This is a genomic window from Ruegeria sp. CDSB136 (genome assembly GCF_059610965.1).
This window is the reverse complement of record NZ_JBXWOP010000015.1, coordinates 107,355-120,311: the sequence shown is the minus strand read 5'-3', so window position 1 is coordinate 120,311 and position 12,957 is coordinate 107,355. Positions and strand designations below refer to the sequence as shown.

17 protein-coding genes are annotated in these 12,957 nt (G+C 57.7%); 9 read left to right on the top strand and 8 right to left on the bottom strand.

Annotated features, from left to right (window positions below):
* The first annotated feature begins 151 nt into the window (after positions 1 to 151).
* Genes AC2FIR_RS16595 through AC2FIR_RS16580 form a run of 4 tightly spaced genes read left to right on the top strand, consistent with a single transcriptional unit; the run spans position 152 to position 4,723 of the window.
* Complete coding sequence (locus tag AC2FIR_RS16595) at positions 152 to 811, top strand: ABC transporter ATP-binding protein (RefSeq protein ID WP_170609701.1); 660 nt, start codon at positions 152 to 154, stop codon at positions 809 to 811.
* Positions 789 to 2,372, top strand: a complete 1,584-nt coding sequence (locus AC2FIR_RS16590; RefSeq protein WP_480914612.1) for a KpsE/RkpR family capsule polysaccharide export protein — start codon at positions 789 to 791, stop codon at positions 2,370 to 2,372. The genes AC2FIR_RS16595 and AC2FIR_RS16590 overlap by 23 nt, the downstream gene beginning before the upstream one ends.
* 5 nt (positions 2,373 to 2,377) lie before the next feature.
* Positions 2,378 to 3,211: a 3-deoxy-8-phosphooctulonate synthase gene (gene kdsA / locus AC2FIR_RS16585; RefSeq protein WP_480908635.1), complete on the top strand. Its 834-nt coding sequence runs from the start codon at positions 2,378 to 2,380 to the stop codon at positions 3,209 to 3,211.
* A 15-nt stretch (positions 3,212 to 3,226) separates the two neighbouring features.
* Positions 3,227 to 4,723, top strand: coding sequence for a phosphomannomutase/phosphoglucomutase (locus AC2FIR_RS16580; RefSeq protein WP_496745610.1), 1,497 nt, complete (start codon positions 3,227 to 3,229; stop codon positions 4,721 to 4,723).
* A gap of 54 nt (positions 4,724 to 4,777) precedes the next feature.
* Here AC2FIR_RS16580 and AC2FIR_RS16575 read toward each other — a convergent pair whose 3' ends face one another.
* Complete coding sequence (locus AC2FIR_RS16575) at positions 4,778 to 6,733, bottom strand: AsmA family protein (RefSeq protein WP_496745611.1); 1,956 nt, start codon at positions 6,731 to 6,733, stop codon at positions 4,778 to 4,780.
* 98 nt (positions 6,734 to 6,831) lie between these two features.
* Here AC2FIR_RS16575 and rimO point away from each other — a divergent pair, with 98 nt between their 5' ends.
* Entirely contained in the window at positions 6,832 to 8,220 is a 1,389-nt protein-coding gene (rimO, locus tag AC2FIR_RS16570; RefSeq protein ID WP_496745613.1) for a 30S ribosomal protein S12 methylthiotransferase RimO, read from the top strand.
* Positions 8,221 to 8,317: 97 nt separating this feature from the next.
* Here the strand turns inward: rimO and AC2FIR_RS16565 are convergent, their stop codons facing one another.
* Entirely contained in the window at positions 8,318 to 8,506 is a 189-nt protein-coding gene (locus tag AC2FIR_RS16565) for a hypothetical protein (RefSeq protein WP_496745615.1), read from the bottom strand.
* Positions 8,507 to 8,734: 228 nt separating this feature from the next.
* Between AC2FIR_RS16565 and AC2FIR_RS16560 the strand changes: the two genes are divergently transcribed.
* Positions 8,735 to 8,977 (top strand): CDGSH iron-sulfur domain-containing protein, encoded by a 243-nt coding sequence (locus AC2FIR_RS16560; RefSeq protein WP_496745616.1) that lies wholly within the window; start codon positions 8,735 to 8,737, stop codon positions 8,975 to 8,977.
* Positions 8,978 to 9,031: 54 nt separating this feature from the next.
* Here AC2FIR_RS16560 and AC2FIR_RS16555 read toward each other — a convergent pair whose 3' ends face one another.
* From AC2FIR_RS16555 to AC2FIR_RS16535, 5 genes are all read right to left on the bottom strand, one after another.
* Positions 9,032 to 9,238, bottom strand: a complete 207-nt coding sequence (locus AC2FIR_RS16555) for a DUF6455 family protein (protein WP_496745618.1) — start codon at positions 9,236 to 9,238, stop codon at positions 9,032 to 9,034.
* Complete coding sequence (locus AC2FIR_RS16550) at positions 9,238 to 9,507, bottom strand: DUF6455 family protein (RefSeq protein ID WP_170682081.1); 270 nt, start codon at positions 9,505 to 9,507, stop codon at positions 9,238 to 9,240. The genes AC2FIR_RS16555 and AC2FIR_RS16550 overlap by 1 nt, the downstream gene beginning before the upstream one ends.
* 15 nt (positions 9,508 to 9,522) lie before the next feature.
* On the bottom strand, positions 9,523 to 9,774 hold the full coding sequence (locus AC2FIR_RS16545) for a DUF6455 family protein (protein ID WP_170609681.1): 252 nt from the start codon (positions 9,772 to 9,774) through the stop codon (positions 9,523 to 9,525).
* 69 nt (positions 9,775 to 9,843) lie between these two features.
* Positions 9,844 to 10,212 (bottom strand): YigZ family protein, encoded by a 369-nt coding sequence (locus AC2FIR_RS16540; RefSeq protein ID WP_496745620.1) that lies wholly within the window; start codon positions 10,210 to 10,212, stop codon positions 9,844 to 9,846.
* Entirely contained in the window at positions 10,209 to 10,916 is a 708-nt protein-coding gene (locus AC2FIR_RS16535) for a M48 family metalloprotease (RefSeq protein WP_496745622.1), read from the bottom strand. The genes AC2FIR_RS16540 and AC2FIR_RS16535 overlap by 4 nt, the downstream gene beginning before the upstream one ends.
* 120 nt (positions 10,917 to 11,036) lie before the next feature.
* Between AC2FIR_RS16535 and AC2FIR_RS16530 the strand changes: the two genes are divergently transcribed.
* Positions 11,037 to 11,285, top strand: a complete 249-nt coding sequence (locus AC2FIR_RS16530) for a DUF8831 family protein (protein ID WP_170609675.1) — start codon at positions 11,037 to 11,039, stop codon at positions 11,283 to 11,285.
* Here the strand turns inward: AC2FIR_RS16530 and AC2FIR_RS16525 are convergent.
* Positions 11,273 to 11,548: a DUF167 domain-containing protein gene (locus AC2FIR_RS16525; RefSeq protein WP_170609673.1), complete on the bottom strand. Its 276-nt coding sequence runs from the start codon at positions 11,546 to 11,548 to the stop codon at positions 11,273 to 11,275. The genes AC2FIR_RS16530 and AC2FIR_RS16525 overlap by 13 nt on opposite strands.
* Before the next feature lie 134 nt (positions 11,549 to 11,682).
* Here AC2FIR_RS16525 and AC2FIR_RS16520 point away from each other — a divergent pair, with 134 nt between their 5' ends.
* Positions 11,683 to 12,261 carry a nitroreductase family protein gene (locus AC2FIR_RS16520; RefSeq protein WP_170609672.1) on the top strand — a complete coding sequence of 193 codons (579 nt, stop codon included), beginning with the start codon at positions 11,683 to 11,685 and terminating at the stop codon, positions 12,259 to 12,261.
* Positions 12,258 to 12,956 (top strand): EI24 domain-containing protein, encoded by a 699-nt coding sequence (locus tag AC2FIR_RS16515; RefSeq protein ID WP_170609670.1) that lies wholly within the window; start codon positions 12,258 to 12,260, stop codon positions 12,954 to 12,956. Before AC2FIR_RS16520 ends, AC2FIR_RS16515 begins: the two co-directional genes overlap by 4 nt.
* Position 12,957: the final 1 nt, after the last annotated feature.

Sequence of the window (12,957 nt, the reverse complement as noted above, 5' to 3'; positions counted from 1 at the left end):
AACTGCCGTTATATCACAAAAGCCACAGCACCTTGTGGGGCGCATTGATCATTTGTTTCACAATTCGACATAATGTAGCCAACAAGAACTCGTAAACGATGCGTTCTTTCATTGAGGAAAGACCACAACTCCGAAGCGAAACAGGCCAGCAATGCTTGAATTCGAAAATGTCAGCAAGTCCTTCTGGACCGGCACCCGGCGCAAGGTGATCCTTGATCGTGTTTCCTTTCGGATCGAACTTGGCCGCTCGGTTGGGATACTTGCACCCAACGGAACCGGAAAAACCACACTGATCAACATGATGGCCGGTCTGGAAAAACCCGACGAGGGGGTGATCCGCCGCGAATGCAAGGTGTCCTTCCCAATGGGGTTTACCGGAGGGGTTTCCGGCAAGATGTCGGCGCTGGAAAACTCGCGCTATATCGCAAAGATCTACGGCATGGACCCCGACTATATCGAGGCATATTGCCAATGGCTGTGCGGTCTGGGCGAATATTTCAACCAACCGCTTGCGACCTATTCATCCGGCATGCGGGCCCGGTTCACGTTTGCGCTGATGCTGGCGCTGGACTTCGACATGTACCTGATAGATGAGGGCATGCCCGCCACAACCGATGTCGAATTCAACAAGAAAGCGGGCTCGATCCTGAAAGAGAGATTGCGCACCACAACGCTTGTGATTGTGTCGCATTCTCCAACCACTCTGGAAAAATTTGCGCGTCAGGCAGCGGTTCTAGTGGACGGGCAGCTTTACATGTTTGAAACCTTGGAAGAGGCAAAACAGTTATATGACTACCAAACCCAAGGCTAGAAAATACAACTGGCGCCGAAAACGCCAAGGCGAAGGTACACCAGATGCGCGCGCAGATGCGATTTCGCGTATTCGAAGTGCGACTCAACCACCCGAAGCGGCCAACAGTAAACAGCCCGGAACTGAACTGGACGAAATCAAGCGCGAGGGGCTGACCGGGCGCCAGTTGCGCATGGCACGGCGGCTGGCACAGAAGAACGGGCTGGCGGCCACGTCGGATTATGACGCGGTTCGCCTGTTGCGCAAAAAGGGGATCGACCCTTTTCAGGGCAACAACCTGCTGGATCTGGCGGCTGCGGGTAACAAGGACGAGCAGGGCACGGCTCAGGTCGAGGACAAGGTAACGGTCCACCTGCCGCAAACTGTCGGAGATAAATCCCATCCCCTGCCCGGCCCGGAGTGGAGCCCGACCGAACGGCGCAACTATGAGATCAGCCAGATCCAGAAAGAGGTCGCCCGGCGTCGCAAACGGAAATTGTTTACCCTGTTTGCCCGCCTGGCTGCGTTTGTGCTGCTGCCCACATTTGTTGTGGGGTATTATTTTTACCGCGTAGCGACGCCGATGTATGCCAGCGACTCGGCGTTTTCGATCCTGCAGGCAGATGGTGGCGGCGGTTCGATTGGGGGCCTGCTTTCCGGAACGCAGTTTGCGACAGCACAGGACTCGGTCGCGACGCAGGAGTTTCTGGAATCCAAGGATGCCCTGCAACGTCTTGAACGCGATACCGGCTTTGCTGAAATCTTTAAGCAGGACTGGATCGACCCGGTGCAGCGGCTGTCCCCCGACGCCAGCCTGGAAGAGACGTACAAACTGTACAAGCGCATGGTGACAATCGGCTACGACCCCACGGATGGAATCGTCCGGATGGAGGTCGCGGCCCCGGATCCGGATATCGCCGTTGATCTGTCGAACCGGCTGATTTCCTATGCCGAAGATACAATCAACGGCCTGACCGAACTGAAACGCGAAGACCAGATGCGGGACGCTATGAGGGGGTTTGAAACCGCCCAGGAAGAGCGGCGCAAGGCGCAGGAAAAGCTGATCGAACTGCAGCTGGAAGGCGCGGTGCTTGATCCCGAAAACGTTCTGGCGGGACTACGCGGCCGGATCAACGAGATCGAGATCTTGTTGCAGGACAAAGAACTGCAACTGGCCGCCCTTCTGGACAACCTGCGGCCCAACAAGGCCAAGGTCGATGGCGTTACTGCCGATATCGAACGGCTTGAAGTCGTGCTGGAGGAACTGAATGCCGAGATGCTGGATGCCTCGGCAGGCGAAAACTCGCTGGCGCGGCTGAGTGTCAGAATTCAAATGGCACAGGCTGATCTGGCGGCGCGGGACATGATGCTTCAAACAGCCATGCAGCAAGTGGAAACAACGCGCACCGAAGCCAACCGTAAAGTTCGGTACCTGACAGTCTCGGTCAACCCCGTCCCCAGTCAGGAACCCAGCTATCCGCGCAAGTTCGAAAATACGATTTTGGCTTTCCTGTTGTTTGCTGGTATCTACCTGTTGATCTCGCTTACCGCGTCGGTCCTTCGTGAACAGGTATCCTCGTAAGACATATGAAACATGTAAAAATCTCCGACCTGACGGTTGGCAACGATCTTCCACTGACCGTCATCGCCGGCCCCTGCCAGCTTGAAACCGCCGATCACGCCCGGATGATCGCAGGCACCATGAAAGAAGCCTGCGATGCCGCAGGCGCGCAGTACGTTTTCAAGGCCTCCTATGACAAGGCGAACCGCACGTCGTTGTCTGGCAAGCGCGGCATGGGCATCGATGCCGGGCTGAAGGTGCTGGACGACATCCGCAGTTCGATGGGCATCCCGGTACTGACGGATGTCCACACCGAGGCCCAGTGCGCAATCGCGGCCGAGGCGGTGGATATTCTGCAAATCCCTGCCTTCCTGTGCCGACAAACCGATATGTTGCTGGCCGCTGGTGAAACCGGCAAGGCCGTCAATGTCAAAAAGGGTCAGTTCCTGGCGCCGTGGGAGATGGGCAATATCGTCGACAAGATCGAAAGCACCGGCAACCAGAACATTCTGCTGACCGAACGCGGCACATCCTTTGGCTACAATACACTGGTGGCCGACATGCGATCGCTGCCGCAAATGGCCAAAACCGGCTATCCGGTCGTGATGGATGCCACACATTCGGTTCAACAACCCGGCGGCAAGGGCGGCTCGTCCGGCGGGCAAAGGGAATTCGCGCCGGTGATGGCCCGTGCGGCGGTTTCGCTGGGCGTCGGCGCCGTGTTCATCGAAACCCACCAGGACCCGGATACCGCGCCGTCCGACGGCCCCAATATGATTCCGCTGGACCAGATGGGACAGCTGATTGCCACATTGATGCGTTTTGATGCGCTGGCCAAAGAAAACCCGATTCAGATTTAACGATTGAGAAGAATTATGACCAAACCCACGCCTGAGGTGACCCCCAACACCTGGAGCTTTCTGCGCGATGCGATGATCAAACCCACCGGGTTCCGCGAATATGACGCCCGCTGGAAATACCCCGAGGAAATCAACCTGCCCGGCATGACCGCGCTTGGTCTGGGGCTTGGCACGCAGATGCGCAGACGCGGGATCGAACCGGTGATTGCAGTGGGCAACGATTACCGCGACTATTCTCTGGCGATCAAGAACGCGCTGATCCTGGGGCTGATGCAGGCGGGTATTCAGGTCAAGGATATCGGCCCGGCCCTTAGCCCGATGGCCTATTTCGCGCAGTTTCATCTGGACGTGCCTGCCGTGGCGATGGTCACGGCCAGCCACAACCCGAACGGCTGGACCGGCGTCAAGATGGGCTTTGACCGCCCCCTGACCCATGGTCCGGATGAGATGTCCGAGCTGCGCGATATCGTCCTGAATGGCGAAGGTATCCCGCATGAAGGCGGATCTTATGAATTCGTCGATGGCGTGAAAGAGGCGTATATCGATGATCTGGTTGGCGATTTCAGAATGTCCCGCCCGCTGAAAGTTGTGTGTGCCACAGGAAACGGGACGGCATCGGCCTTTGCCCCTGAAATATTCGAGCGGATGGGCGTCGAGGTCGTGCCTAGCCACAACCGGCTGGATTACACCTTCCCGAACTACAACCCCAATCCCGAAGCCATGGAGATGTTGCACGACATGTCCGACACTGTGAAATCCAGCGGCGCCGATCTGGCGCTTGGGTTTGACGGGGATGGCGATCGATGCGGTGTGGTCGATGACGAGGGTGAGGAGATTTTCGCCGACAAGGTCGGCGTCATCATGGCCCGCGATCTGGCCAAGCTTTATCCCAATTCAACCTTCGTGGCCGACGTGAAGTCCACGGGCCTGTTCGCCAGTGATCCAGAGCTTCGGGCGCATGGCGTAAAGGCGGATTACTGGAAGACCGGCCACAGCCACATGAAGCGCCGCGTGAAAGAGATCAACGCCTTGGCCGGGTTCGAGAAATCGGGCCATTACTTTCTGGCTGAACCAATCGGTCGCGGCTACGACTGCGGCATGCGCGTCGCGGTCGAGATCTGCAAACTGATGGACCGCAATCCTGATCAAAGCATGTCTGACCTGCGCAAGGCGCTGCCAAAAACGTGGTCGACGCCGACCATGTCACCCTATGCATCAGACACCGAAAAATACGATATCCTGAAGCGCCTTGTCGACAAACTGGTCGCCAAGGCCGACGCTGGCGAAAGCTTTGCCGGACGTGCGATCAAAGAGGTCGTTACCGTCAACGGTGCCCGTGTCATACTGGACAACGGCAGCTGGGGTCTGGTACGCGCCTCTTCGAACACGCCCAACCTTGTTGTGGTTTGCGAAAGCAGCGAGAGCGAAGGCGAGATGCGCGCCATATTTTCGGATATCGACGCGGTCATCCGTACTGAACCGGGCGTCGGCGATTACGATCAGACCATCTGAAGTAACAACCGGGGCGCGGGTCGCGCCCCGGGTTTTTCTGACCTGGCCGTCATTTCAGTCCGCGCCCAGCAGTTTCAGCAGACCTTTTTTGGCCTCTTCCTCAAGCTTGTTCCTGATGGCATCTTCGATCTGGTCACTGTCCGTAATCGTTGTGTCCAATTCGCCGCCGACTTTTTCAAAGACCTTCTGCTTGGCGTCATCTTCAAGCTTTTTGAGTTCTGCATCAGCCGCGGCCTCGATCACCTTGCTCAGGTCCGGCCGGATCGAGGGGTTGCTCCATGGCCCCTGTATCCGCACCGGCACGGCAATGCCCTGACCCGAATTTGCCCGCAATGCGACCGGGGTGAACAGGTAATCGATGTCCCGGGCACCCAGCCCGACGCGGCCTTTTCCATCCGCCCGGTAGTTATCCAACAGCATCAGCAGATCGTTGTTGGTCAGCGTGCCCTGATCAATGGTGAAAGTGGCCGACAGGCTGTTGAACACCGTTGTGCCGCCCGTGCCCTGCCCCCGCCCCATCAGACGGTCGAGATCGATACCTGCGATTACCCCTTTGCCAACATTGACGCCCCCTTTTCCGCTGAGGGATCGCATGATCTGGTCTTCGGTTTGCCCGACGCCCAGAAACTCGAGCGTTCCCGATCCGGTGCCCGAAAGCCGTTCGATCCCGGCCAGCGTTGAGAGCATCTGCTTCAGGTCAATCCCGTCAGCCCTAAGGTTGCCGCCCACCGACAGCCCGTTCCGGTTGTTGACCACCATTTGCCCGTTCAACTGTCCTGAGAACAAGGTGGCCGGGTGCATTTGAAACACAGCCCGCGCGCGATCAAGGCTCATGGTCAGATCGCTTTGGCCGAATGTCATTCCAGGAACCGCAATCGAGGTGGCCGTCAGGCGGATATTGCCGTTGGCCAAAGCCAGGGCTGATGCATCAATCGGGTCTTTGGACCAACCCGTGGCAGGCGCAGATGCACTGGTTGCTCCACCACCGGTGGAGGCATCGGTGCCAGCAATCTGAGACAGATCCAGGTCACCCGCGCTCAGCCGGGCCGTGATCTGAGGCGGATCGGAAATGACAATGTCCGCCTCGCCAGTCAGGCGGTTGTTGTCCAGAATTGCAGTCATATCCCGCAAGGCGACCCGACCGTCGCTGGTATAGGTCATCTGACCGGATACATTCGCCACGCGCCCCAGCCCCTGCGGCACATAAGTTCCGGCCTGCCCGAAGGCCGCCAGCATTTTCTCGGTGTTTGACGATTGGACCTCAAGCTGGCCGTCCATTTCCCCGGCCAGGTTGACCCGTCCGTCAAACCCGATCTGGCCACCCGGCGCCGCAAGCAGCAACTCCAACGCGGTCACGTCTCCGGACGAAAATGCGGGTAGGTCGGGTATTTTCAGATCGACCTTCACGGTGCCGCCGGGCACCGCCATGCTGGCCTCCATCACCATTGGGGCGGTGATTTCGGGCCAACTGGCCGACAAATCGACATTCGCGAAATCCATCGTTGTGACACCGTTTTCGACGAAAATCAGCCGCACACGGGTCAGTTCCAGAAACTCCAGCGTGACCGCGCCAGCTTCGGCATCCGGCGCAGATCCCCCGGGATCGCCACCCGAAGTGGCAGCCGTCTCAGTGCCAAGTTCCCAGTTTGCGCGCCCATCCGACACTTCCAGTCGAAGAACCGGGTTTTCTGCCACGACCCGTTTGATCCTGATGTCACCGGACAACAACGCCGCTGCGTCGACACCGACCATCAGACGTTCCGCGCTCAGCATTGGTTCTGGCCCGGCCCATGCAGCGTTACCAAACGTGACGGGCCCGGTTTCCATTCCCAGAACCGGCCAGAAGGACAGGTTCACGTCTCCGGACAGGTTCAGGTCGCGACCTGTCTGCGCCCGAACCTGCTCGGCCAGAATTGATCCCAGTTTTTCGCCCGGCATCAGCAGCAACGCGCCAATCACCAGCCCGATTACGGCAACGAATACGAACAGGATCCGCAACAACCACTTCATCTTTCTGCTCTCCGCCTTTTTGGCTTTTCTTTGCTTGGGATCATTCAAATCAAAAGCGGGATTTGCAAGGGGAAGCGTTCCCCACTATATGCCGCGCCATGAGCACGAACCCGCCAAACCTCCGCCCCGACCTGGCGCCTGCCGCCCGGATCATCGATACGCCCCGTCCGAACCAGCCGACCATCGGTATGGTGTCCTTGGGCTGCCCCAAGGCTTTGGTCGATAGCGAGCGTATCCTGACCCGTCTGCGTGCCGAAGGGTACGGCATTTCGCCCGACTATTCAGGGGCCGATGCCGTCATCGTGAACACATGCGGGTTCCTGGACAGCGCCAAGGCAGAATCGCTGGATGCAATCGGCGAAGCGTTGGTGGAAAACGGCAAGGTCATCGTGACGGGCTGTCTAGGCGCGGAACCGGACTACATCCGCGAGCATCACCCGCGGATCATGGCCGTCACCGGCCCACATCAATACGAACAGGTGCTGGATGCCGTGCATTCCGCTGTTCCGCCCGATCCGGACCCGTTCGTCGACCTGCTGCCTGCCTCGGGCGTCAAACTGACACCACGCCACTACAGCTATCTGAAGATTTCGGAAGGCTGTAACCACAAATGCAAATTCTGCATCATCCCTGACATGCGCGGGAAACTGGCAAGCCGCCCCGCCCATGCGGTGCTGCGCGAGGCGGAAAAGCTGGTTGAAAGCGGTGTGCGCGAGTTGCTGGTAATCTCGCAGGACACCTCGGCCTATGGGCTGGATCGCAAATACGACGTCAACCCGTGGAAAGACCGCGATGTACGCAGCCACATCACCGATCTGGCGCGCGAGTTGGGACAGTTGGACGCCTGGGTACGGCTGCATTACGTCTATCCCTACCCGCATGTGCGCGAACTGATCCCGTTGATGGCGGATGCTGGCTGCAATGTTCTGCCCTATCTGGACATCCCCTTTCAGCACGCCCATCCGGATGTTCTGAAACGCATGGCCCGCCCGGCCGCCGCGGCCAAAACACTGGAAGAAATCGCCGCATGGCGCGCGACCTGCCCCGACATCACCCTGCGTTCGACCTTTATCGTGGGTTATCCGGGCGAGACAGATGCCGAATTCCAGACCCTGCTGGACTGGATGGACGAAGCCCAACTGGATCGCGTTGGCTGCTTTCAATACGAAAACGTAGACGGTGCCCGGTCCAACGACCTGCCGGATCACGTTCCTGCCGACGTCAAACAGGACCGTTGGGAGCGGTTCATGGAAAAGGCACAGGCAATTTCAGAGGCCAAGCTGGCGGCCAAGGTTGGTCAGACGATTGAGGTCATCGTCGACGAAATCGACGAAGACGCGGCCACATGCCGCACGAAGGCAGACGCGCCCGAGATCGACGGCAACCTGTTCATTGACGAAAACTTCGAATCCCTGAAACCCGGTGACATCGTTTCTGTCGAGGTCGACGAGGCCGGAGAGTATGATTTGTGGGGAAAACTGGCCTGACCAAAAGACGTCAATCGCCGTGACGACCGGCAATTGGGACATTCAGATCAGGGCGCGGATTTGCAGGCGGCCCTGAACAGGACCGCCTGCGAAAGGCTTATTGGGAAACTGGATTACAGACAGTCTGACCCGCTTCGGTTGTGGCCAGTTCATAACCTGCCGGACAACTCGGAGAACCGAATTTGTCATAGTCAGGCTGGATGTAGACCGGTGCCGGCTCTTCCTGCTGAGAGCAGGCGGTCAGAATAAGGGCAAACGCACCTACGGCTGCGAGTTTCAGTTTCATGTCCGTCAATCCTCTATTACTTTTCTGATATTGCCCGGTTTTTCGGGCCAATCTCAGAATAAGAGTTGGCGGGCGTTCTGGCAACTAAACAGATCACAAATTCGTTATTTCGGGCAGAGTTACGCTGGTAAAGGCGACCACGAGCGCTGAAAATTCCACAACCGCTACCCTTTTCAGGCCTATGTTCTAAACTATTGAAATGACATCAACCAACAACGGAGCAGCCAAATGGCCGACAGCCCGATCATTGCCCAGAAAGGCCCTTATCCGGTCGAAGTGGCCGAAGGAAAAAGCTATTTCTGGTGCGCCTGCGGTACGTCCAAGAAACAACCTTTTTGCGACGGATCTCACAAAGGAACCGGGCTGGAGCCGGTGAAATACACTGCCGAAGCAACGAAGAAGGTGTTCTTCTGCGGCTGTAAGAAGACATCGAAACCGCCATTGTGCGACGGCTCACATTCGCGTCTGTGAAGACTTTCTAAGCGCCTCAAGAGCAGAGGCGTTTGCGCAGAAATCAGGCGCCTTTTACGGTGTGGACTGCTGCGTTGCCAGCCATAACTCACATTTGCTGCTACAATCCGCTGCCCGGCACCGAGTAACGATTTCGGCAAATCCGTGGGGCGACAGTTTCCCTTCGGCCATCGCATCCGAGAACGAAACCCCGATGATCCGTGCGGTCGATCGGGTAAGCCAGAAATGCTTGTCGATATCTCCCAGTCTGTCCGAAGCCATCACTTGCATCCTTTTTGCCGGGCTTTCAGCACCGCAAACTGAGCCTTGTTCATACAGATTTCAGGGGCGTTGGACGCGTCTTCACAACGGTCCAGCCATTCAGGACAGGCACTGGCCCAGTTACAGCCCCGGCATCGCTGCACCATGTTGCTCCAGTCCCGTTGGGTCAGGTGCCCGCCTTTATGCGCTGCGGCGATGTCTACGCCGGTCGCCTGCCCCATGCGCAGGACCAGTCGAAGATGGGTCATGATGTGTCCCAGTGGTGACATGGTACATCCGGCCGCTCAGGGTTTCAGTTTGTTCAGCAACTCCTGATTTCGGCAGTATTCCGGCGTCTGGCTTGTGGCTACCGCTTTGGTCAGGAAGTTCTCGCAATGGCCGGGATTGGGGCAATCGGTGCAGCGCAGAACGGCATCGGAAATCGCGTCGATCGAAACCTGGCCAGCGATGGCCGCTTCTTCCAGATCAACTCCGACTGTCGTGGCCATCTGGTCCAGAAGACCGGCATGGCGTCGCAATGTGTTACGGCTGAGCATCACGCATCCTTTCCCGTTCGCGTTACAAGAAAGGATATCGCACCCGGTCGCGTCAGCCTTTGACTCAGGTCAAGGTGCCGCCGCCTGATGATCCAGATAGGCGCGCGTCGCATCCTGCACGCGCCGAAAGCGGTCGCCCCCCAGTTTTTTCCCGCCGTACCAGCGCGTTACTACGATCAGATGACTGTCCAGACCTGCCCGCTCCATCATTCGCAGGATCACCATTCCAGCCCCGCTTTCGCCGTCATCCGCCTTGAGCGCACCGGTCGGCAATACTGCAGCCCAGGTATTGTGCGTGGCTTTCGCATAGCTCTTGTCAGATTTCAGCTCACTCAAAACCGCATCGATTTCATCCCTGGTTTTAACTGGCGCACCGGATACCGCATATTTCGAACCGCGATCTGTCAGGATCACGCCCATCCGGATAAGCGATGTCATGGGGTCAGCCCCAGTTGCCGGGCGGTTTCCTGAACTATCTGCACACGCTGCGCGTTAGGTGGATGGGTGCCAAGAAACTTGTCACCCGGATCAGGAATGCGATTGAAATACACTGCCCCCACCAAGGGGTTGTATCCCGCCCTATAGGTAATGACGGTGCCCAGTTGATCGGCCTCAAGCTCGAAATCCTTAACATAGGCCTGCACACCGACCTGTGCCCCCAGTTTCTGCCAAGCTTCAACATCAGCGTCATCTCCTCCGTCGAGGCGCGCGAGGTCACCGAAAATCACCGCGCTCTCCTGCGAATTGTTCGACTGCCTGGCAAGGTGACCCAAAACGTGATGCGCGGCCTCGTGCCCCATAACAAACGCCAGTTCGTCGGCGTTCTTTGCTGAATTGATCATGGTCTGTGTGAAAATGATCACCGGTTGCCCGTCATCATCCAATGTCTGAAACGCGTTTTCTGGGGCCCGTGGGTTCAGATCAACCATGATCGTAAAGTCGCAGTTCCGGTTGCCCGACTGTCGCAAGCATTCAGTGCGCGCCGCTTTGCCGACTGCTCGGCTGATTTCGCGGAATTCTGCGGACGAGACCTGAGAACCCGGGCTTTCGCTGTCCCAATCCTCGGCAGGCAAGACACGCAAAGTACCGCCTTCGCAGGCCGCCAGAAGAACAGAAACCAGCAAAAATGTCAGGCGGCGCATCAGTAATCCTTTGGACCGGTCATACCGTATCGCAACCATAGCGTGCCACGCCAGGAACGGCCACGTCTGATTGACAGTCAATGGGTTGCATTACCTGCGTTGGCCCTGCACTTTGCTTTTATGTTTTCGATTGAGCATGAATTCGACTCGACGGTCATTACCCTGGTGGACGAAGGCGAAAAGCCTTTGAACGAAGATGTCGTCATCAACAGTTTCGCAGAATGTGTGACGCTTGAACAATTGGATCCGCGCACGGACCAGGTTCAGAAAATTACCCTGTCACCCGAACAGGTGCGCGACTTGGCGGCGGCGCTAGACCTGCCTGAGGGGGTCTATCAGATACGCGAAACGCCACCTCAGGGATCATAGACAAAGGTTTTGTCACGAGCGGTCTGACCGTGCTTCAGGATCAAGGCAGACGCCGAAATCCCCATGGAGCGTGCCAAAAGATTACGAACCGCCTTGTTTGCCCTTCCGTCTTCAGGTGCGGCGGTGACACGGACACGCAGAGTGGTGCCGTCCACCGCAATGCTGTCACGCGCTGCTTTTGGAGTAACCCTGACCGAAATCTGTTTGCCCGGCACGGCAAGTGCGCTCAGATCCGGTAAATTTCGTAGTTTTGCTTTGGCCATCCTGCTTCCCTGTTCGCAACACCCTTGCATGAACGGGGACAGAGTGAAATTGATCTGACACCAAAACAGCTTGCCCTTGAATCAGAGGCAGTGCCACCCAAGATACAAACTGCCTATGTAAAGGAATTTAACATATGCCTCTCAAGAATCAGGCTGCTCTGGAGTTTCTGCAAATCCGCCGCTCACGTCCGGCCAAAACGCTGATTGCACCGGCCCCGACGCGGGAAGAGCTGATGCCTCTGCTTACGGCCGCGGCTCGCAGTCCGGATCATGGCAAGCTCGAGCCCTGGCGTTTTCTTGTGTTGGAAAAAGGGGCGATGGCCCGTCTTTCGGAGCTGACCGGGGACTGCGGCGCTCGACTGGGGAAATCGCCTGAAGATATTTCCAAGGCCCGCAGCCAGTTCGACATGGGTCATCTGGCCGTCGCTGTGATCGAGGTTCAGAAACCATCGGAAAAAATTCCCGCCATCGAGCAGACCTACTCCGCCGGAGCGGTCTGTCTGGCGCTTTTGAACGCCGCGCTGGCCGCCGGCTGGGGCGCGAACTGGCTGTCAGGCTGGCAAGTCCATGACCGCAAGTTCTGCAAGGACGCTCTGGGCCTGGCCGATCACGAGCGTGTAGCGGGCCTGATTCACATCGCGACAGAAGGAGCGGAACCACCGGAGCGCCCGCGCCCGGATGTGATGGCACTGACGCAATGGGTTGTTGAATGATTATTTTTCAGTCGTTCTTTCTGGCGCTCGGCCAGATCGGAGATCCGAGATTCCGCAAGGTCCTGCTGCTGGGCGTCGGCTTGACTTTCGCATTGCTGGTCGTGGCTTATGCCGGTTTCCTGTGGCTTATCAATGCGCTTGTCGGCGACCAGGCCACTTTACCCTTGCTGGGTGAGGTCACGTGGCTGAACGATCTGCTCAGCGTGTCCTCACTGCTGTTGATGATGGTACTGTCCGTGTTTCTGATGGTGCCCGTCGCCTCGGCCATCACGTCGATGTTTCTGGATGAGGTCGCGCAGGCCGTCGAGGACAGGCACTATCCCAATCTGCCACCGGTTGCAGGAATTCCGGTAGCCGAGGCGTTGAAGGATACAGTGAACTTTTTGGGCGTTCTGATCGCGGCCAACCTGCTGGCGCTGGTTCTATACGTGATCTTCACGCCGCTTGCCCCGTTTATCTTCTGGGCGCTGAACGGATTCCTGTTGGGGCGTGAATACTTCACTCTGGCAGCGATGCGCAGGCTGGGCCGCGATGGCGCGCGCAAGCTGCGCGCCAAGCATTCCGCAACCATCTGGATAGCCGGCACGTTGATGGCAATTCCGCTGTCAGTGCCGCTTGTAAACCTGCTGATCCCCATTATCGGAGCAGCCACGTTCACGCATATCTACCATCAACTGTCAGCCACGGACTTGTAAG